General features: G+C 63.9%; 16 protein-coding genes and 1 pseudogene. 5 read left to right on the top strand and 12 right to left on the bottom strand.

Going from position 1 to position 19,598, the window contains the following annotated elements:
* Positions 1–5: 5 nt before the first annotated feature.
* Together L0U81_RS03095 and L0U81_RS03090 are read right to left on the bottom strand one after the other, a co-directional pair.
* Entirely contained in the window at positions 6–1,739 is a 1,734-nt protein-coding gene (locus tag L0U81_RS03095) for an FAD-dependent oxidoreductase (RefSeq protein ID WP_233800124.1), read from the bottom strand.
* Positions 1,740–2,020: 281 nt separating this feature from the next.
* Entirely contained in the window at positions 2,021–2,674 is a 654-nt protein-coding gene (locus L0U81_RS03090) for a DapH/DapD/GlmU-related protein (protein WP_233800123.1), read from the bottom strand.
* 185 nt (positions 2,675–2,859) lie between these two features.
* Between L0U81_RS03090 and L0U81_RS03085 the strand changes: the two genes are divergently transcribed.
* Positions 2,860–3,357: a hypothetical protein gene (locus L0U81_RS03085; RefSeq protein WP_233800122.1), complete on the top strand. Its 498-nt coding sequence runs from the start codon at positions 2,860–2,862 to the stop codon at positions 3,355–3,357.
* Between the two features lie 31 nt (positions 3,358–3,388).
* On the opposite strand, the gene L0U81_RS03080 is transcribed toward L0U81_RS03085, so the two are convergent.
* The 8 genes from L0U81_RS03080 to L0U81_RS03045 form a co-directional block, all read right to left on the bottom strand.
* Positions 3,389–4,720: a glycosyltransferase WbuB gene (locus L0U81_RS03080; RefSeq protein WP_233800121.1), complete on the bottom strand. Its 1,332-nt coding sequence runs from the start codon at positions 4,718–4,720 to the stop codon at positions 3,389–3,391.
* 175 nt (positions 4,721–4,895) lie between these two features.
* Positions 4,896–5,852, bottom strand: a complete 957-nt coding sequence (locus L0U81_RS03075; RefSeq protein WP_233800120.1) for a GDP-L-fucose synthase family protein — start codon at positions 5,850–5,852, stop codon at positions 4,896–4,898.
* A 5-nt stretch (positions 5,853–5,857) separates the two neighbouring features.
* A complete protein-coding gene (gene gmd / locus L0U81_RS03070) occupies positions 5,858–6,976 on the bottom strand; it encodes a GDP-mannose 4,6-dehydratase (protein ID WP_233800119.1) in 1,119 nt (372 codons plus the stop codon).
* A gap of 88 nt (positions 6,977–7,064) precedes the next feature.
* Entirely contained in the window at positions 7,065–9,311 is a 2,247-nt protein-coding gene (locus L0U81_RS03065) for a polysaccharide biosynthesis tyrosine autokinase (protein ID WP_233800118.1), read from the bottom strand.
* Positions 9,312–9,360: 49 nt separating this feature from the next.
* A complete protein-coding gene (locus tag L0U81_RS03060) occupies positions 9,361–10,500 on the bottom strand; it encodes a polysaccharide biosynthesis/export family protein (RefSeq protein WP_233800117.1) in 1,140 nt (379 codons plus the stop codon).
* Positions 10,501–10,540: 40 nt separating this feature from the next.
* Positions 10,541–11,926 carry an undecaprenyl-phosphate glucose phosphotransferase gene (locus L0U81_RS03055; RefSeq protein ID WP_233800116.1) on the bottom strand — a complete coding sequence of 462 codons (1,386 nt, stop codon included), beginning with the start codon at positions 11,924–11,926 and terminating at the stop codon, positions 10,541–10,543.
* A gap of 53 nt (positions 11,927–11,979) precedes the next feature.
* Positions 11,980–13,548, bottom strand: a complete 1,569-nt coding sequence (locus L0U81_RS03050) for a sugar phosphate nucleotidyltransferase (RefSeq protein ID WP_233800115.1) — start codon at positions 13,546–13,548, stop codon at positions 11,980–11,982.
* A gap of 91 nt (positions 13,549–13,639) precedes the next feature.
* Positions 13,640–14,620, bottom strand: a complete 981-nt coding sequence (locus L0U81_RS03045) for a helix-turn-helix domain-containing protein (RefSeq protein WP_233804190.1) — start codon at positions 14,618–14,620, stop codon at positions 13,640–13,642.
* Positions 14,621–15,624: 1,004 nt separating this feature from the next.
* On the opposite strand from L0U81_RS03045, the pseudogene L0U81_RS03040 reads away from it, so the two are divergent.
* The 4 genes and pseudogenes from L0U81_RS03040 to L0U81_RS03025 form a co-directional block, all read left to right on the top strand.
* Positions 15,625–15,726 (top strand): annotated as a pseudogene (locus tag L0U81_RS03040) (IS5/IS1182 family transposase); the annotation flags it as partial.
* A 332-nt stretch (positions 15,727–16,058) separates the two neighbouring features.
* A complete protein-coding gene (locus L0U81_RS03035; RefSeq protein ID WP_233800114.1) occupies positions 16,059–16,511 on the top strand; it encodes a GDP-mannose mannosyl hydrolase in 453 nt (150 codons plus the stop codon).
* Between the two features lie 343 nt (positions 16,512–16,854).
* A complete protein-coding gene (locus L0U81_RS03030; RefSeq protein WP_233800113.1) occupies positions 16,855–17,496 on the top strand; it encodes a LysE family translocator in 642 nt (213 codons plus the stop codon).
* A gap of 174 nt (positions 17,497–17,670) precedes the next feature.
* Positions 17,671–18,459 carry a sulfite exporter TauE/SafE family protein gene (locus tag L0U81_RS03025; RefSeq protein WP_233800112.1) on the top strand — a complete coding sequence of 263 codons (789 nt, stop codon included), beginning with the start codon at positions 17,671–17,673 and terminating at the stop codon, positions 18,457–18,459.
* A 21-nt stretch (positions 18,460–18,480) separates the two neighbouring features.
* On the opposite strand, the gene L0U81_RS03020 is transcribed toward L0U81_RS03025, so the two are convergent.
* Together L0U81_RS03020 and L0U81_RS03015 are read right to left on the bottom strand one after the other, a co-directional pair.
* Positions 18,481–18,729: a hypothetical protein gene (locus L0U81_RS03020; RefSeq protein ID WP_233800111.1), complete on the bottom strand. Its 249-nt coding sequence runs from the start codon at positions 18,727–18,729 to the stop codon at positions 18,481–18,483.
* A 348-nt stretch (positions 18,730–19,077) separates the two neighbouring features.
* Complete coding sequence (locus L0U81_RS03015; RefSeq protein WP_233800110.1) at positions 19,078–19,416, bottom strand: BON domain-containing protein; 339 nt, start codon at positions 19,414–19,416, stop codon at positions 19,078–19,080.
* Positions 19,417–19,598 lie beyond the last annotated feature (182 nt).

The raw sequence follows: 19,598 nt of genomic DNA, 5'->3' as shown, positions 1-19,598 counted from the left end.
ACGTCTCACTGAGCCTGCGGGCCGATTCCTCCCGCCGCGATCGACAGCGTCTCGACCTGGGACGGCACGTCGATCGACGCGGCCGGGCGGTTGGCGGCGTCGATCTCCGTTTTGCCGACCGCGTCCGGTACATCGAGCCGCCGCACCAGATGACCGGCCAGACGCAACGCCAGCGCGGTAATCGTGATGGTCGGGAAATTGGCGCCAACGGTCGGAAACACCGAGCTGCCGCCGACATACAGATTGCTGATCCCGTGCACTTTGCAATCAGCGTCGACCACGCCCTCGCGCGGCGATTCGTGCATGCGCGTGGTGCCCATGTGATGCCACGTGCCCTCCACCTGTGCCGGCCATGGCCGGCCTTCAAGCGGCGCGTCGAGTTCGACGTCCGCGAATTTGGCCATCTGCAATTCCTGCGCGAACAGCATGAAGGTTTTGTCAAAGGTTCGCTTGACCTGTTCGCCCAGGCGCCAGTCCACCTTGACGCGCGGCATGCCGAAGTGGTCGCGCTTGTCGGCCGATAACGTGACGCGGCTATCGGGATCAGGCACAGCTTCGACGATGGCCTGCAACGTCACGTGGGTGATCAGCGCCGGCGATTGCAACAGCCGCGCGAGGGCATATCCGACGGTTTGCAGCGGGTGCGCGATCATCGTCGCGACGTCCGCCTTCAGGCTGCGGCCCGGCTGGTCCTTCTTCATCAGGGCTTCCTTGCAGTGGATCAGCGCCTCGGAAGCCGCGCTGCTTTCGCCGTACCACTTCGAGTAGAGCCACACGCGTGAATTCAGCAGCTTCTCGCGCTCCATCCATTCCTTCTTCGGTGCGAACTGCGAGGAGATCTTCGTGCCGTGCGCCGACACCGCGGCGTTCTGGTAGTGATACTTGACGTCGTACAGCTTGTTGCGCGGGACGCCCTCACGAAAACGTACCTTGCCCGCCATCATCCGCGGGTGATCCATGAAGTAGCGGCCAACCAGATCGTTCGCATTGCCGAGCCCCGTGGCGTGGACGCCGTTCGATGCAAGCAGCAGGCGCGCATTCTCGATGCCGCCAGTGGCCAGCACGAAAATCCGCGCTTGCACCGAGATCCGTCGGCCGCTGATCGTGCCCACTTGCACGCGGTTGATCGTCGTGCCCTGCGCATCGGCGTCGATGCTGAGCACGTTCGCGTACAGGAAGACGCGCACTCGCTTCGAGTTCGCCAGCTCGCCGCGATACGTCTTGCCAAAGCGCATCGGCGGGCTGAACTGCGCGACCGTGTCACGCATGTCGCCGGTGCCGAGCGGCATGCGACGCACGTCCGGGCGGCCGATCTCGCGCTCCCAATAAGCAGGGTCGAAGTTGTTCGGACCGAGCTTCAACCACTCGTGGGTGCGCTCGTAGTACGGCGCCAGTTCGTCGAGGCCGAACGGCCAGCCGCTGTGCGCGATCCAGTCGCGCTTCTCGAAGTCCCAGGGATCGAGCGGCCGGCACCAGCCGCCCCAGCAGTTGCTGCTGCCGCCCAGGAAGCGGCTGCGCGAACCGTCCGCGAAGGTATAGGGCAAGCCTACGTTATCGCCGCGAGAGAGATCGCGGGTTTCATCGTCGGGGCCGAAACCGCCGCTCTCGAGCAGGCAGGTTTCAACGCCTGCGCGTGACAATTCCAGCGACAGCGTGATGCCAGCGACTCCGGCCCCGATGATGCAGACCGTCGTTGTAATCACAGTATTTTGTTCAACACTTCGAGTATCGATAAACATCCGCTGCTCCCCATTTTGTCATGTATTCCGAGCACATCACTGACCCCGTCCGCGTCGTCGGCGTCGCCAGACGGGCTTCGATCAGTTCACGGCGCGAGCCCAACTTCCAGTGCCCCCCCGGTTCCGACGCCCGCTTCACGCGAACGCCATGGAGTCCGATTTATAGTTCTATGCAATGCTGATCAAGTCCACGTTTCGTGGCTGTCATTCGTTGTAGTGTGGTCAAGCAACGGTGAAAGTAAAAACGTGATGAAGCAACTGACACTGGCGATGGCTGTCGATCAATGCGCAGAATGCGGGGTGCAGCGCAAACCTACTCCAGTGGAAACAAAACGCTTCCGTATGAAGCGGCACGGATTTCCGCCATACACACCCTCCGCTTCCAGTGAGCGATGCACGACCGACAACGGCGTCACTACCGCCGAACGGCCGATTGTCACGCCCATTTGCACGACGCACTTCGACGTGATCCACACACCATCCTCGATGACGATCGGCGCGACGCGCAGATCCATCGTCGTGCTCATGTCATGCGACCCGGCTGTGAGGAACGTACCCTGCGAAATGCATACGTTCGACCCGATGCGAATCGGCGCCTGGTTATAGATCCAGACATCGACGCCGAACCAGCACTTGTCACCGACCTCGAGATTCCACGGCGCCTTCACGCGCAACGGATGCACGAACCTGCAACCGGCGCCTATCTTTGCGCCGAACAGACGCAACAAGCCGACCCGCACGAACGACAGCGGCAGCAGCTTGTTGTTGATCACGCACGCTTCAAGGACGAACCAGACGAGCTCGACTAGAACGCTGCGGCGGGCCTGATAGTTTCCCTTTCCCGCCAGACTCAGATCGATCACGCGTCCATCCTCGCGCGCCGCTTCGGCGGGTGGCACACATTCACGCTGCTGATCGTCGGCAACGTTATCCATCACATACTCCCCAGGCACGAGCCGTGGTATCCATATGCAGGCATGCGAAGCCACCTGCTCGTATTTTGCTGCATCGCCCTCCGAAGCTTTGCGCGGTGGCCGCGCAGGCAAGCGTTTTGGCGGCTGCGCATGTCAAGGTTGGCGCACGATAAATTTTTTTCGAACGCATTTCCCGGGGGACCAAGATGACAAATTCGATCCGACACGCTGCTGGATGGCTGTTTGTCGCCGTCACTACATGCGCGCTGCCGGCGTTCGCGCAATACAACGCGGCACCCGCTGCACCGGACGCGGCGGCGGTCAACGATGATGGCGCCGGGCTGCCTGCTCCCGCCGACCGGCGCGCAACAAATCGCCCCAACGAACAACAGCTGCTCGGCGCACCGGCTGAGTACGGAGGTGGCGATACGCCGCAGGGCGATACCGACGAGGCGCAGCGCGCCGCCCTGCCCGACGAACAACGCATGACGGGCACGGATCGCGACGCTCGCGCACAACGCGCGCGCGGCAACGCACAACGCAAGACGGCGGCGGCCGCCAATGGGCAGATACGCGTAGCAGGTCAGCCTGGGCCCGGGCGCCCGACCGCAGCCGAGGGCCAGCTCCTTCAGGGCGCCCCGAAAAACATTTACGCCGATCCATATGGCGCAGGCAAGCCCGCCATCTATCGCTCGCCCTGGTAAGTTCTCCTTCATCGAATGGCCGCATGCCGGATCAATCCGGCGCGGCTTCCTCCGCAGTCGCTGCATTGACTCCATGGCCTCCGCCCGCTGAAGAGAGCGGATCGAGATAGGCCGCCCCCGTCGTCCCGCGCGTCACATCCGTCTGAAGGAACACGGCCGCGAGACGTTCCTCGAAGTTGCGAATGATCGACTCCGGCGATAGCGCGCGCTCAGCGTAGTTGCGCGCGGCGTTGCCGAGCTCGGCACGGCGTCCCGCATCGCTCGCCAGCACGCTGATCGCCGCCGCCAGCGAGTTGGCGCGATCCGGCGGCACCACCACACCGCACGACTCCACCGCTTCATGCAATGCCGTGCCACTGTGCGCCATCGCCACCGTCGCGCGGCCGCTCGCGAACATGCCGGTGAGTTTGGACGGCATCACCAGATCCGCCGCGTCGGCGCGTTGCGGCAGCACATGAATGTCGGCGAGATTAAGCAGTTCGTTCAGGCGCTCGGCCGGTTGCAGCGGAATGAAAAGGCAGTTCACCAGTCCCGCGCAACGCAACAGCAAACTCTCTTTCGCAGCGCCATTACCGCAGAACACGAACGTGATGTCGCTGCGAGCCGCGAGCAGTGCGGCCGCTTCGGCGAGTGTTTCGATGCCCTGCTTCGCGCCCATGTTTCCCGAGTACAGCACCACGATCTGGTTGTCCGGAATGCCGAGCTGCTGCCGGTAGTCGCTTGCGCGCGCAAGCGGATAGATGCTCGACACGTCCACCCAGTTCGGCAGGCACAGTACGCGCGCAGGCGGCACGCCCTTGGTGGTCGCGCGCGCGCTCATCTGCCGCGTGATCGACGAGACCCCATCGAAGCGCCGCAGGAGCGTGCTTTCGAACCAGCGTGCGACACGCGCCGCACGCGAGCTTTTCAGCAGCCCCAGATCAAAGGCCGCATCCACCTCATAGTCCTGGATATGCAACCATGTCACGGCGCCTGTGACGCGGGCGAGCGCCAGTGCCGCCGGTGCGCACATCAAGGTGGGCGCGATCAGCATCACGGCATCGGGGCGCCACAGCACATGGCGCGCGAGCAGCGGCAGCGAACTTGCTGCGAAGCTTGCCAGATGCAGCATCCGCTTGACGCCGCTCGGCTGTGAGGGCACCCACAGCGGCGCGCGCCACACCGTCACACCGTCACGCATCTCGCGCCGATAGCGCCATGACGCGTAGTCCGCCGACACGCGCCACTCGGGATAGTAGGGCGGCGCGCATATGACCCGCACTTCGTGTCCTCGGCTGGCGAGCAGCACAGCCATTTCCGCCGTGTACTTACCTGTCCCCGTCAATTCCGGTGCGTAGTTGAGGCCGTAGATCAGGATCTTCATCGTGGCTGCCAGAACGTATAGGGTTGAGTGTGGGAAGCACTTCTGCGAATCAACGGCTCAACAGCGATGTGCTGTGCCGTTCGCGTTCGCGAACGCTTCAACTACCTTGAGCATTGCGCACCGCGGCCGGTCATGACTCCTTCGCCGCAGCTTTTAGCGGCCGCCGCTCGGGCGTCTAAGCTTGCAGCGCGGCGGCGGTCGAACCGGCATCGGACTCGAGGAACTCCCGATACGTGGCCGCAATACCGTCCTCCAGACCGATCGTCGCGCGCCAGCCCATCTGTGTGAGCCGCGAGACGTCAAGCAGCTTGCGAGGCGTACCGTCGGGCTTCGACGAATCGAACACGAGCTCGCCCTCGAAGCCGACCACCTTGCAGATGCTTTCGGCCAGCTCGCGGATCGTCAGGTCCTCACCCACGCCCACATTGAACAGACCGTCCATCACGTTATGTTCGAGCACGAACAGCGTAGCCGCGGCGAGGTCGTCGACGTGCAGGAACTCGCGGCGCGGTGTGCCTGAGCCCCACACCGTCAACGTCGGCGCGTCGCTCAGGCGGGCTTCATGCGCTTTACGCAGCAGCGCCGGCAGCACGTGACTGCTGTTCAGATCGTAGTTGTCGTTCGGGCCGTACAGATTGGTCGGCATCAACGAGACGTAATGCGTGCCGTACTCGCGGTTGTACGCTTCGCACAGCTTGAGGCCGGCGATCTTCGCGATCGCGTAGGCATCGTTGGTCGGCTCGAGCGGCGAACCCAGCAGATACTCCTCGCGGATCGGCTGCGGACATTGCTTCGGATAGATGCACGACGAGCCGAAGAACACCAGCCGTTCGACCCCCGCACGATACGCGGCGTGGATCACGTTGGTTTCAATCGTCAGATTCTCATAGATAAACTCGCCCGGCCGCGACGCGTTCGCGAGAATGCCGCCGACACGCGCGGCCGCGAGCAGCACCACGTCGATCTGTTCGGTTTCGAAGAAGCGGTTCACGGCCGCCTGATCCGTCAGATCCAGCTCCGCTCGCGGGCGCGTGATGACGTTCTGGTAGCCATTGGCCACCAAGCGCCGGACCAGCGCCGAGCCGACCATGCCGCGATGGCCCGCAACGAAGATGCGTGAGTGTATGTTCATCGCCGTTACTCGTGATGTTCCAACGCCGTGAATCCGGCCAGCGTAACGAGCGCGTCACGCCGGGCAATCTGATAGTCCGCGCGCACCATTTCCTTGACGAGCGATGCAAACGACGTCACCGGTTGCCAGCCGAGCTGTGCATGCGCCTTGGACGGATCGCCCAGCAGCGTTTCGACCTCGGCGGGCCGGAAGTAGCGTGGATCGACGCGCACGATCACGTCGCCCGGCGACAGCCTGATCTCCCGTCCTTCCACCTTCTCGACGATGCCCACCTCCTCCGTACCCGTGCCTTCGAAGCGCACGGTGACGCCCAGTTCGGCGGCCGCATGCTGAACGAACTGGCGCACGCTGTACTGCACTCCGGTGGCGATCACGTAATCCTCAGGCTTATCCTGTTGCAGCATGCGCCACTGCATCTCCACGTAATCGCGCGCGTGACCCCAATCTCGCAGCGACGAGAGATTGCCGAGATACAGCGTCTTCTGCATGCCCACCGCGATGCGCGCGATGGCACGCGTGATCTTGCGCGTGACGAATGTCTCGCCGCGTACCGGCGATTCGTGATTGAACAGAATCCCGTTGCACGCATACAGCCCGTAGGCTTCGCGATAATTGACCGTGGTCCAGTACGCGAACAGCTTGGCGACCGCATACGGGCTGCGCGGATAGAACGGGGTCGTCTCGGACTGCGGCACCTGCTGCACGAGCCCGTACAGCTCCGAGGTGGACGCCTGATAGAAGCGCGTCTTGTTCTGCAAGCCGAGAATCCGCATTGCTTCGAGAATCCGCAACGCGCCGAGACCATCCGCGTTAGCCGTGTATTCCGGCTCCTCGAACGACACCGCGACGTGGCTCTGCGCCGCGAGGTTGTAGATTTCGTCGGGCTCGACGCGCTGGATCACGCGCAAAATGCTGGTGGAGTCGGTCAGGTCGGCGTGGTGCAGAAACAGATGCTGCTCCGGCTCATGCGGATCGCGGTACAGATGATCGATCCGATCTGTGTTGAACAGCGACGACCTGCGTTTGATGCCGTGCACGTCGTAACCCTTGGCGAGCAGCAACTCAGCCAGGTACGAACCGTCCTGCCCAGTGATACCGGTAATCAACGCGACCTTGCGTGTCATAGAACCTTCTCCTTTTACAGTTTGTGAATTCCCAAAACCCTTGCCGGCATACAGGCGCGATTGCACGGCCCGCGCGCGGGCCGCGCCTTCAACCGGCGATGCTGTCGTATCCGTAGTAGCCGCCCTGGTACCCCGAGCCGAGGAACGCGGCTTCCTGCGGCACGTCGGTGAGCAGCACGCCGCGCAGCCCGACACCGCCGTTGCGCAGGCGCTTGGTGGTTTCGATGATCTCGTGCAGAGGCTGACGGCCATGCCGCACGACGAGCAGCGTCGTCGCGGCGAATTTGCCGATCAGCGTCGAGTCGGTCACGGCAAGCACCGGCGGTGTGTCGATGATCACGACGTCGTATTGCGGCTTCAGCACCTCGAGCATCGCTTCGAAGCGTTTGCTCATCAGCAGCTCGGCCGGGTGCGTGGGCAGCGTGCCTTTCGCGAGCACGTCGAGCCCGGGCAGCACGTCGCGCTGGATCATCGCGTTGAGATCGCCGCCGCAGAGCACGTCGGACAGTCCCGGCCGATGGCTGACGCCGAAATGCGAATGCACGTCCCCGCGCCGCATGTCGGCGTCGATGATCAGCACGCGCTTGTTGGCCGACGCCACCAGCGTCGCCAGATTCACCGAGAGAAACGACTTGCCCGCATCAGGCCGCGAGCCCGTGATCATCACGACGTTGTTGGCCGCGTAATCGAGCGACAGCTGCAGCGAGGTGCGCAGATTGCGCACCCCTTCCACCGCGATATCCTCGGGTGCCTGCTGCGCGAGCACATGCTGCCCGCGCTGGCGCAGCGACACCTTTTCCTGCAGGCGCAATTGCGTCTGGCTGCGCGGCACCACCGCGAACACCGGCACGCCGAGCATCCCCTCGAGCTCGTCCGGCCGCTCGACGCCGCCGCGCATCGCGCGCTTCAGGAAGATCAGCAGCAAGCCGAGCGCAAGGCCGCCGCCGAGCGCGATCAGGATCACGAGCATGCGCTCCGGCCGCACGGGATCGTCGGGGGCTTCGGCGAAGTCCACGAGGCGCACGCCGCCCACCTGTCCCGCCTGCGCCACCCGCAGTCGCTGCACGCTGTCGAGCAGATTCGTGTACAGCTCGGTGCTGACGTGCACGTCGCGCTGCAGCCGCAGCGCGGTCTGCTCGGTGTCCGGCATCGTCGAGACGCTGTGGTTCATCGTGCTCTGCGCGCCCTGCAACGCGGCGATCTGCGCATCGAGCGCCGCGACCATCGGATGGCTCGGCGTGAATTTCTGCAACAGCTCCGCGCGCTGCTGCTGCAGATCCATCAGCTTCGTCTTGTTGTCGACGATCTGTTGCAGCAGCAGCTTGCTCTCTTCGCCGAGATCGACGGTGCCATGCGTATTGCGGAACCTGCCGTAGCGCTCTTCCGCGTCGTCGAGCGACTTGCGCGCATCCGGCAGTTGCTGTTCGAGGAACGCGAGCGTGTGATCGGACTCGGTCGAACGGCTCGCGAGGTCCTGGCGCAGGAACTCGCGCGCCACGTTGTTGACGATCGCGGCAGTCAGCGCGGCGTCGGCGCCTTCGAGGCTCACGCGGATCACGCCGGAACCCTCCGCCGTTTCCTGCACGACCATCGTCTTCGCCAGATGCTCGACCGTGCCGAGCGTCGACGCGCGCGTCAGCTTGAAACGCGAGCCGGGCGGGCCGACCAGCCGGTCGACGTGCAGCGTGATCGGGCCGACGGCGGTATCGGTTTGCACGGTCTCGCCGACGCGCCCCGACAGGATCGCGCTGCCGTGAGGATCGCGCAGCATGAAGGTGTTGTCGGCGCCCGCAACCAGCGTGAAGGTCTCGCCATACAGGTCCTTCGACATGTCGAAGCGCGATACCGCGATGCTCTCGCTGCCCCACGCGAACCCGGACAGATTGATGAACGACGGCAGCCGGAACCACCAGCGCCCGTTCACGAGTCCCGCGATCTTGCTGCCGAGCACCGGCAGATAACGCGGCTTCGCCGTGATGTCGAGGTGCAGCGCGCGGACCGTTTCCTCGATGACGAGACGCGACTTCAGTAGCTCGATCTGCGCCGCCGTCGATGGCTTCGAATCGTACGCACCGGAAAACGGCGCCGCCGCGTCCCGGCCGTTCGCATTGACATTCGCCGCCGCGTTCACCGTCCTGTCCTCGACGTGAAACAGCACGTCCGAACGATAGACCGGCGGCGCGAGGAACGCGTACGCGCAACCGAACACGAGCGCGATCAGCGTCACCGTCAGGATCGTGCGCCGACCGCGCACGATCGTACGAACGTAGTCCGACAGGTGCACCTGCCCTGGCTCATACACTCCGGCGTAACGGTTTTCGTAATTGATCGCCATGTTTTCACCCAACAAGGCCTGCCGGTTCAGATATCGCGTCACGCGCGCGTCACTTCGACACCACGACTCCCGTCACCGCCGCGTTGATCGCCGGCAACAGCAGGTTCAGCACACGGTTGAAGCGAACGAGACCGCCCTGCCCGACGTACACGATGTCCTTCGGCTGCAGCTCGAACTGGTTTGCGAGCAGCATCGCCACCGGCGTGGTCGCATCGAGGTGATAGATCTGCGGCGAGTCGCCGGTCGAATCGCGGATCACGAACAACTGCTGTCCCGCGGCCGTGTTCGAGTCGAAGCTGCCGCCATCGGAGATCGCCTGCGACAGCGTCAGCGAACCGTCGCGCAACGGCAGCACCGTGGCCGGCTTGTTGACTTCGCCCATCACGTAGACGCCGCTGTCCTCGCGCGCATTCACGCGCACGGTATCGCCCGGTTGCAGATAGATGTCCGACGGATTGCGGCCGCGCTTGACGAGGTCGTCGATGTTCAGCGTATAGGTCGTGCCATTGCGGATCAGTTGGACCCGGCTGCGATCGGCGGTCGTGGTGAAGCCCCCGCTCAGACCGATCGCGTTCGTCAGCGACATCGGAATATCGTTGATCGACTGCGTGCCCGGCGTGCGCACTTCGCCGTCGATATACACCGTCGCGTTACGGAACGACGCGACGCGCACCGTCACCTCAGGCTTCTGGTAGACCTTGCTCAGACGCTTGAACAGCTCGCGCTGAATCGTCGCGGCATCCTGGCCCGCGACATGCAGGGTGCCCGCATACGGAAACTGGATGTCGCCCTTCTCGTCGATCAGGAAGCCCGGTATTGCATCGGAGTTACGCGAGTTCGCCGGCGGCTGGCCGAGCGCGGCCGCCAGTTCCGGGTGATCCCACACGACGATCTGCAGCACGTCGCCGGGACCGACCCTGTACGCGGCCGGCTTGCCGAACAGCGCCGTCGTCTCCGACGACAGCACCGAGTTCTTCTGGTCGGCATTGAGCTTCTTGACCAACTCCAGGTTGATATCAGTAATCGGAATCTGCTTCTGCGCGGAGGCTTCGGTACTGAATTCGCCGCCCGTGTCCTGAATTGTGGCCGGCGTGATCATCCGTTGTCCCGGTACGATCGAGCATCCGGAAAGCAGTGCTGCAGTAGCGAAAACCACAAGAATTCCTGTGCGAAAACCGAGCGAGCTCACGATCCTTTCTCCTTTGCCCCGAGGCGTTGTTATTGACTTTCTAGTAAGCATTTCGATGCACTAGTCCCGCGACAATCGTCGCGCCGATGATCCGCATATCGAGTGCGAACGACCAATGACCCAGGTAATACAGATCATGCTCGACGCGACGCTCCATCTTCTCGATGCGGTCAGTCTCGCCACGAAAGCCGTTTATCTGTGCCCACCCCGTGATGCCCGGCTTGATTCGATAGCGATTGATGTAGCCGGCGACCACTTTCTGATAGAGGTCGTCGTGCTCGAGTGCATGGGGACGCGGTCCAACGACCGACATGTCGCCACGCAACACGTTGAAAAATTGCGGCAGCTCGTCGAGGCTCGTGCGGCGCAGAAACGCGCCGACTTTCGTCACGCGCTTGTCGTTGCGCGTCGCCTGACTGAGCGTGCCTTTGGCTTCCGAATGCAGACGCATCGAGCGGAACTTGTAGATCGTGAAGACACGTCCGTCCGCGCCCTTGCGCTCCTGCCTGAACAGCACCGGCCCGCGCGAGGACAGCTTCACCGCGATCGCGATGGCCAGCATCACCGGCGCGAGACTGATCAGCGCGGTAGCCGCGAACAGGCGGTCGAAGATGTCCTTCCTCAGCATCGAACTGGCGGACAGCGGCGACGCGACCAGATTGATCGCCGGCACGCCGAGCAGCTCGATCACCCCGCAGCCCTCGAACAGAGCGTGGCTGCGCACGTCCGGCACGAAGCGGATATTCACCAGATCGTCGCGAAACTCGGCGATCAACGCGCAGATCAGCGGCTCCTCGGACAGCGAGAGCATCAGCCAGAGCTCGTGCACGTCGTTCGTGCGGATGTACTCGGCGAGCGCATCGACGGTGTCGAACACCGGCACGCGCGGGCTCGTCACCGGCGACACGTCCGGTCGTGTGTTGTACACGGCCGTCGCGCGAAACCCGGCTCCGGGCGCGGCTTCGATGCGGCGGATGATGGCGTCGCATTGCGAGCCGCTGCCGACGATCGCTACCTGATGCAGGTTCATGCCCGCGCCGCGAGCGCGCGCCAGCACCGCGTGCGTGATCACCCGGTTCGCGATCAGAAGGCTACCGGACATCGCGGTCCAGTACGAGAACCACAGCCGCGACACGAAGTCACTGCGATGCAGCGAATACATCAGCACGAGCGCGCAGCTCTGCACCATCAACCACGCGAGCGAGACCTGACCGGCGAGCGCCAGCTTGGAGCGGCCGCGCCATGATTCGTACACGCCGAACGCCGGAAAGACGGCCAGCGCGAACGCGGCGGAAAACATCACGAGCGCCCAGTAGAACCCGGATTGCGCGAGATGCTCAATGCGGGCTTGCGACGCCGCCGTCGCACCCGCCAATATCAACGCGACATCGAAAACTCGCGCGAGCAAATCCTGAAACTGGCGCATTTTGCTTGCCTCTGCGTTGCCGTTCCGTCCACAAATGAAGCCCGGCGTGCTGCTTAGGAGCAGCGGCCGTAGGTGTCGTTGAACCTCACAATGTCGTCTTCACCCAGATAGGTGCCTGACTGGATTTCAATGATTTCGAGCGGCACCTTCCCCGGGTTTTCGAGCCGGTGGCGGGTGCCGAGCGGGATATAGGTCGATTCGTTTTCGCTCAGCAGGAACTGTTCTTCACCACGAGTGACGAGTGCCGTGCCACGCACGACCACCCAATGCTCCGCGCGGTGGTGATGCAGCTGCAGCGAAAGCTGTGCGCCCGGCGTCACGACGATGCGCTTGACCTGGAAACGCTCGCCGTGGTCGATCGAATCGTAGAAACCCCAAGGGCGGCGCACCTTGCGATGCGCGTCGGCCTCCGGCGCGTGCTGCGCCTTGATGCGCGCCACCAGACCCTTGACGTCCTGCACGTGCGCGCGGTCGGCCACCAGCACCGCGTCGGCGGTCTCGACCACCACCACGTTGCTGGTGCCGACGCAAGCGACCAGCCGTCCTTCCGAATGCGCGTAGCACGATTGCGCGCCTTCAAAGGTGACACGTCCACGCCCGGCATTGCCGTCTTCGTCCTTCTCCAGCGCGGCCCATACCGCGTCCCACGAACCGAGATCCGACCAACCCGCGTCGAGTCGCACAACGACGCCGGCGGGTATCGCAACCGGCGCCCCGCGCTGTGTGCCGTCGGTGCTGTCGCTGCTGTTCATGCTGCTGGCCGCACCCAGACCCGTGCGATTGGTCAGGTGCTCCATCACCGCGTAATCGATCGAGTCCGCGGGCGCGCTCAGAAACGCGTCCAGCGACGGACGGAATACCGCGCCGTCGCGCCGGCCGCCTGCGAATGCCTGCTCGCAGGCCGCATGCATGTGCGGTTGCAGCCGCGCGAGCGTGTCGAGCCAAACGCTCGCGCGCACGATAAAGATGCCGCTGTTCCACCAGTACGTACCGGCCGCCACGTACTGCGCAGCGATTTCCTGCGCCGGCTTCTCGACGAAGGTGTCTATCGCATGCGCGCCGCCGGCCAACGCAGCGCCGATCCGGATATAGCCGAAGCCCGTGTCGGGGCGCGTGGGTGGCACGCCGAGCGTCGCCACCGCGCCTTGTTCCGCGTGGCGCGCCGCGCACTCAAGCGCGCGCTGCAACGCCGGCACGTCGGCGATCGCATGATCGGCCGGCATCACGACGAGAATGGCGTCGCCGCCGTCCGCACAAGCGAGTGACGCGGCCAGCGTCAGCGCGGGCGCCGTGTCGCGGCGTGCCGGTTCAACGATAAGACGTGCCTCAACACCATTTTCATGAAGCTGCTCGGCAATCACGAAGCGATGCTCTTCGCCGCACACGATGATCGGCGCAGCGTCCACGCTCCAGCCTGACGGGAAGCCGTCCATGCGTCGCGCGGTCGCCTGCAGCAGTGAATCGGAGCCGACCACGTCGATCAACTGCTTCGGGAAGTTTCCGCGCGACACGGGCCACAGCCGTGTCCCCGAGCCCCCAGCAAGAATGACTGGGACAATGTGCGCACAACGCGCGCCATCCAGATTGGCAGATGCGTCGCGCACCGGTCCATGCGTCAACATATTCGGATTCCTTTTGTTCTTCCAAAATCCACGAATCCCTGCTCCTGGCGCCCCCACTCCTCGCGCGGGCGCCAGGCCGGTCCCACGTCTGTTATTCGCCGACCATGCGCCGGCTTTGAATCCTGAACTCGGTGGGAGAAATCCTCATCCGCTTGCGGAATACTTTCGCCAGGCGGTCACCGTTACCCATGCCAGTGCGGCGAGCAATCTTGTCGACCGGCAATTCCGATTCGGTCAACAGGCTGCAAGTCACCGCGAGACGCTCGTGCAGTAGAAAGCTGGAAGGCGTGATGCCCATTTCCATCTTGAAGCGACGCAGAAAGTTGCGCTCGCTCATCGCCGCGAATTGCGCGGCGTCGGCGATCGAAATGGCTTGCTGGCAGTTCTCCTGCAGCCAGCGCGCTGCGGCGCGCACCTTGTCGCCCGGGCTCAAGCCGCCGTCTTCGCCGAGCAGCGGCGTCAGGTTCGAACACGAATCGGCGAGCAGGCGTTCGGCTACCCCGCGCGCAATTGCGCCGCCGAGATCGCGCTTGATCATCGCGAGCGCGCTTCTCATCGATTCCAGGCGGTCGCCTCCATCGGCGCCCTGCACTGGATGAACGCCATTCGTCTGCTGACGGATGTCGCCGTTGTGCTTGCTGTCGGACCCGTAAGCCGTCTCGAGCAACGCGCGTCCTTCCGCAATCGGCCGGATCATGCCGGTGTTGGAGCGAATGCGGCGCAGCCACGCGATCAGCCGCTCGTCGGCGGCGGCAGCGCCGGCGCCCTTGCCGCCCGCGATAAACAACGCATCGAAGCCGCCGTAATGCCGCGCGTCGAGTCCGTCTGTCCAGACCCGCAGCGCCGATGAAGACAGCACCATGCCGCCATCGGCGGACAGGAAAGAGACTTCGTACAACCAACCACCGGAGCCGGACGAAGCCAGTTCATTCGCTGCCTGGAACACCTCGGCGACGACTCCCGCGCCCTGGAGCGAGCAATCGTTGAACATAAGTATCGCGATGCGACGCATACCCTTGTTCGGAGCATGCACCCAGCGCAACATGGCAGATTCGAGACTCGCGCACGTCATAGTCATCCTCTTTACGGAAAGCGGAGCTACCTTTCATCGATGGCGGCCGCATTGAGGCCAACTCTGTACAACGAATCAGCGCGACGGCCATTCCAGCATTTAACCGCCATGACCGATATTGCAGACACGGTGGCGCATCGATGCCGTGGCCCGGCAGGGAGATTCGGAAGATCTGTCCCGACGGCACCGGCTTATCAATGAGTTAATGGCCGACTCCACATGAATGAATAGCCAGTTCGCAAATCCTAAAGCAAATAGAAAATCGACTGCGTACGCCAGCGCACACTACGGAGCCACTCGAAAAAGATGGTCTTACCGTTTGATTGACCCGTTGCCGCACGGATTTGAAGTGATTTTTTGCCCTCGAACCGGAAGAGCGAGTGCAAGCTGCTTCTCTGCACCAGCACTCGCTGACTGGCCGCTCGCCGGATTTGTCCCGCGGATACCAAGCCGGGGCACAATTATAGAATCCAGCGTCCAATATAAACACCTCAGTGGGCGTCAGAAATATTTAATCGGTTGTTATTGGATAAAACGGATATAAACGGCGCGATTAATGTTTCAATTGTGAAACACGGATACAGAACAACTTTATTCCGCACCGCAATAGGTGGGTCAATGGCGCAGTGCGTCGACCGAAGGACGGGTCAATTCCGCCAGTGGATTGCGGAAATACACTATGCAGTTTGCGCAACAAATTGCCGTACGGGCGAACGCAGTCCGTTCTGACCTGGTGATCCAGCGCAATGCCGATCAAGCCCGGTAAACACGACTGGTTGCGACCAGGACATGCTCGTCGCCCGCACCGCTGTACGTGGTCCCCCGCCCTGCCGATATGCGTCCAGGATGCCGTGACCACACCCGAGGTCTACGTGGTGCACTAGTGGCGCGATATGCCGATGGTCCGGCGCAACATGATGGGATCGGCGTCGGATGCCGCACATAGAATCGCCGCTCGTACGGCTTAGCATGCCTGAAAATGCGCTGGAGTTGCACAGATGAACGACCTTGCATGCGAAGAGGCGCTATACGACAGCCTCGGCCTGCGCCGTTTCGTTGGCATTGACCTTGGCAGCGAAACGGTCCGGGACGCCACCAGGCTGCTCGTGCAGAGCCCATCAAGGGGCACAACATGAACTGGCATGCGCGCTTTTATAGCTGTAGTGACCGATCTCGGAGGTCTACGCATGTCCTGGTCGCAACCAGCTGTGTTTACCGGCCTTGATCCGCATTGCCCTAATACTGGCTGCAATGATCGGGGCGCTCCTCTTTGCGACGATCGGCGTGGTGTTGCTCGCGTTGCTGCTGGCACACGTGTCGGACCGGCTCATGCGGAACGACGAGCATCATCAGGATCCCTAATGCGCCGAACCACACCTCGGGCATCGCGCGGGGACACATTGCGCGCCTGACTAGCGCCCCACCTGCTGGAGAACCCATGCTGACCCGGAGCGATCTACTTAACGTAGTGCGTCTGACGCCTTTGATCGCGATCGATCTGATCGTCAGCGACGCCGACGGACGCATTCTGCTCGGCCATCGCCGCAACCGCCCTGCGCGCGACAGCTGGTTCGTGCCGGGCGGCCGCATTCAAAAACATGAAACACTCGACGCCGCCTTCGCGCGCATCACCGACGCCGAATTGGGCCTCGAGAATCTGACGCGCTCGGCCGCGCGGTTCGAAGGCGTATTCGAACATCACTACAGCGACAACTTCGCGGCCGAGCCGCACGTGTCGACGCATTACATCGTGCTTGCCTATGCGTTGCCGCTGACGAGCGCGGCACCGATCGGACGGCTCGACCAGCACAGCGCGTATCTCTGGCTCGCACCAACCGAACTGCTTGCACGCGCCGACGTCCACGAGAACACCAAGGCGTACTTCCGCTAAAGCGACTCCGCCCACGTGCCGCGCGATTCCGCTGAAGTATGATCGAGCCCACTGTCAGGGGTTCGAAACACCAAGCGATCATCGGTCTGCGACGCTGGAAGTCGTTCTCGCGCAGGCGTCGCAGATCTACACGCTCAATCCGGATACCGCACCGTTCATCAGGCGCGGCCTTGCCCGCGCTCTTCGGTCTGGCTATGCTGGCGGGTGCGTTGGCCGCCTGCCCCCTGCGAGCATCGTGGCGACACAATTGCGGCCAAGCCGCGCGAGGCCGCATGAACCACCGCGAGCGTCGCCAGCACAACAAGCGCCACCCACCAGAACCATCGATCAAGGGCTTCTCTTCATGTCCACCACCGGTCTGTTCTTCACCGCCGCGGGCGTCGGCCTCGCCATAGCCGCGCCAGTCGGCCCGATGGGCATGCTGTGCATCCGCCGCACGCTGACGGGCGGCCCGCGCGCGGGACTCGCGATCGGCTTCGGCATCGCAAGCGGCGACGCCGTCTACGGGCTCATCGCGGCGCTCGGCCTCGTCGGCATTTCGCAGTTCATGCTCGCGTACGACCGCCCGCTGCATCTGCTCGCGGGCCTGTTCCTGCTGTATCTCGGCCTGCGCGCGCTGCTTCAGAAACCGCCCGCTGAAGCCGCTGACGGCAACGGCAATGGCAAGCTCGCGCAGATCGGCCGCGCCGGCGCGCTGCGTGCTTATGCGAGCGCGCTGCTGCTGACGCTGACCAATCCGCAGACCGTAATCATGTTCGCCGCGCTGTTCACGACGCTCGCGCCGCGCGGCGCGTTCTCGCCAGCCATCGCGCTGACGACGGTCGGCGGCGTGTTCGCCGGCTCGATCACATGGTGGTGTTGCCTCGTGACGATGGTGTCGCTCGCGCGTCATGCGATCGGCAGCAGGCTGCGCGTGGCGATCGATCGCGTGGTCGGCATCACGCTCGCGGCGTTCGGCGTCGTCGAGATCCGCCGCGCGCTCTGAGCCCGTGCCGCACGCAGGCGCGGCAGTTTTGCGACAATAGCGCCTTTTGCCGCACAGGCGGCGGGGGCGACGCCACCACGCAGCGCATCGCACGCCGCCCCACCAACCCTCCCCGGCGCGTACGCCGGCCTGGCCGCCCAACCCTTCACCTGCGCTGCGTCAGCTGTCCGTTCAATGGCTCTACCCCATATCGATCTGCTGTACTCCGTCTCCGGCCTGTTCGTCGGCTTTCTGGTCGGGCTCACGGGCGTCGGCGGCGGCTCGCTGATGACGCCGATCCTCGTCCTGCTGTTCAAGGTGCACCCTGCCACAGCGGTCGGCACCGACCTGCTGTACGCGGCCGCCACCAAAGCGACCGGCACACTGGTGCACGGCCTGAAGGGCTCGGTCGACTGGCAGGTCACACTGCGCCTCGCGGCCGGCAGCGTGCCCGCGGCGACCATCACGCTGATCCTGCTGCATCGCTTTGGGATGGACACGCCGGGCGCGAGCCGGCTGATCCAGGTCGTGCTCGGCGCGGCGCTGCTGATTACCGCGATCGCTCTGGTGTTCCGTCCGCAGCTCGCGGCGCTCGGCGCGCGCAAGCAACGCGTGCCGAGCCAGGCACGCACGCTCGCGCTGACGATGCTGACCGGCGCGATCCTCGGCGTGCTGGTGTCGTTGACGTCGGTGGGCGCGGGCGCGATCGGCGTGACGGTGTTGTTGCTGCTGTACCCGATGCTGCCGACGACGCGTATCGTCGGCTCCGACATTGCACACGCGGTGCCGCTTACCTTGCTCGCGGGCGCCGGACACTGGCTGCTCGGCTCGATCGACTGGTCGATGCTGCTGTCGCTGCTGATGGGATCGCTGCCGGGCATCGCGATCGGCAGCTATCTGTCGTCGCGCGCGCCGGACGCACTGCTGCGCAATCTGCTCGCGGCGACGCTGACGCTGGTCGGCGTGCGGCTGGTGTTGTCGTGACGCGCAGAAGACAGCGTTGCTCTAATTGAAAAGCCGGAAAGTCAGATCCGCCTCGAACTGCCGGATCCACTTACCGTTCCGGTCACGATACGACTGTGACCAGCCCCCGCGCCGCACGGTCACGACCCGCTCGTGCGCAGGCTCACCCGGTACCGCACTCGCAGTGATGTCGAAATGCGCCGGCGCGAAGCCGTGTCGCGCGCAGACCAGTTCGAACGCCGCGCGATCGCCGATCGGCAGATCGATATAGCGAAACAGCATGGTTTCCATGACCGTGGCTCTCCGTTTCCCGCTCATCACAGTACGCCTCGCGATGCGTCGGGAATGTGTCGCAGCGCACGAATTCGCGGCTGCCGCGCTCACATGAGCACCTGAACGTGCGGCAAGCCGCATTGTTGCGGCCCCGCAAACCTCGCGAAGAACCAGGCTCCAAACACCCACGGCATAAAAAAAGCTCCGGCGAGCATGCCGGAGCTTCGGGGTTGATAGATCTCGCGACGCGATGCAAGCGCGGCGTCAAACCGTCTGCGCGACGCCGATGACGGCGCCCATGCACCACGCCAACGCGCACAACCGCGCGACGCGGCCCTGGCGGCGCCGCGCGTGCACGCGCATCGCTTACTCCTGCACCACCGACAGCTTGTTCGTCACCGACGTCACGCCCTCGACACCCTTGGCGGCATCGCCGGCCATACCGATCTGCCCCTCGGTGGGCACCGAGCCAGTCAGCGTCACGGCGCCGCCGCGCGCACGCACGGCGATGTGCGACACGTCGAGACCCTGGGTCTTGGTGAGCGCGGCGCGCACCTTACGGCCAAGCTCGTGATTCGCGTGCTTGCCGGCCTTGACGGACGCTGCCGCCGACGCCGTATCCGTTGCGTTAGTCTGGGCGTAGACGTTGCATGCCACCACCATCGCCACAACCGAACCCAGTGTTTTCAGACCGACCATCTTCATAGCTCTCTTCTCCTTGGTTTCACATTGGACCGCATGTGCAAGCGGCTTCGTTACGACTACGGGCGGCCAGCGTGGCGCGAATGCGCGCGTTACCAACGGCCGGCTACGGCTGTGACACGATGTGCAAGAGGCGAGAGAGGCTCATTGCCAGCGACCGTCCGTCATGGGTCCGTCGGGAACGA

The sequence above is a fragment of the Paraburkholderia sp. HP33-1 genome (assembly GCF_021390595.1).
Classification (GTDB): Bacteria; Pseudomonadota; Gammaproteobacteria; order Burkholderiales; family Burkholderiaceae; genus Paraburkholderia.
Note: the sequence above shows the minus strand (reverse complement) of the source record. Positions and strands in the feature narration are given on the sequence as shown.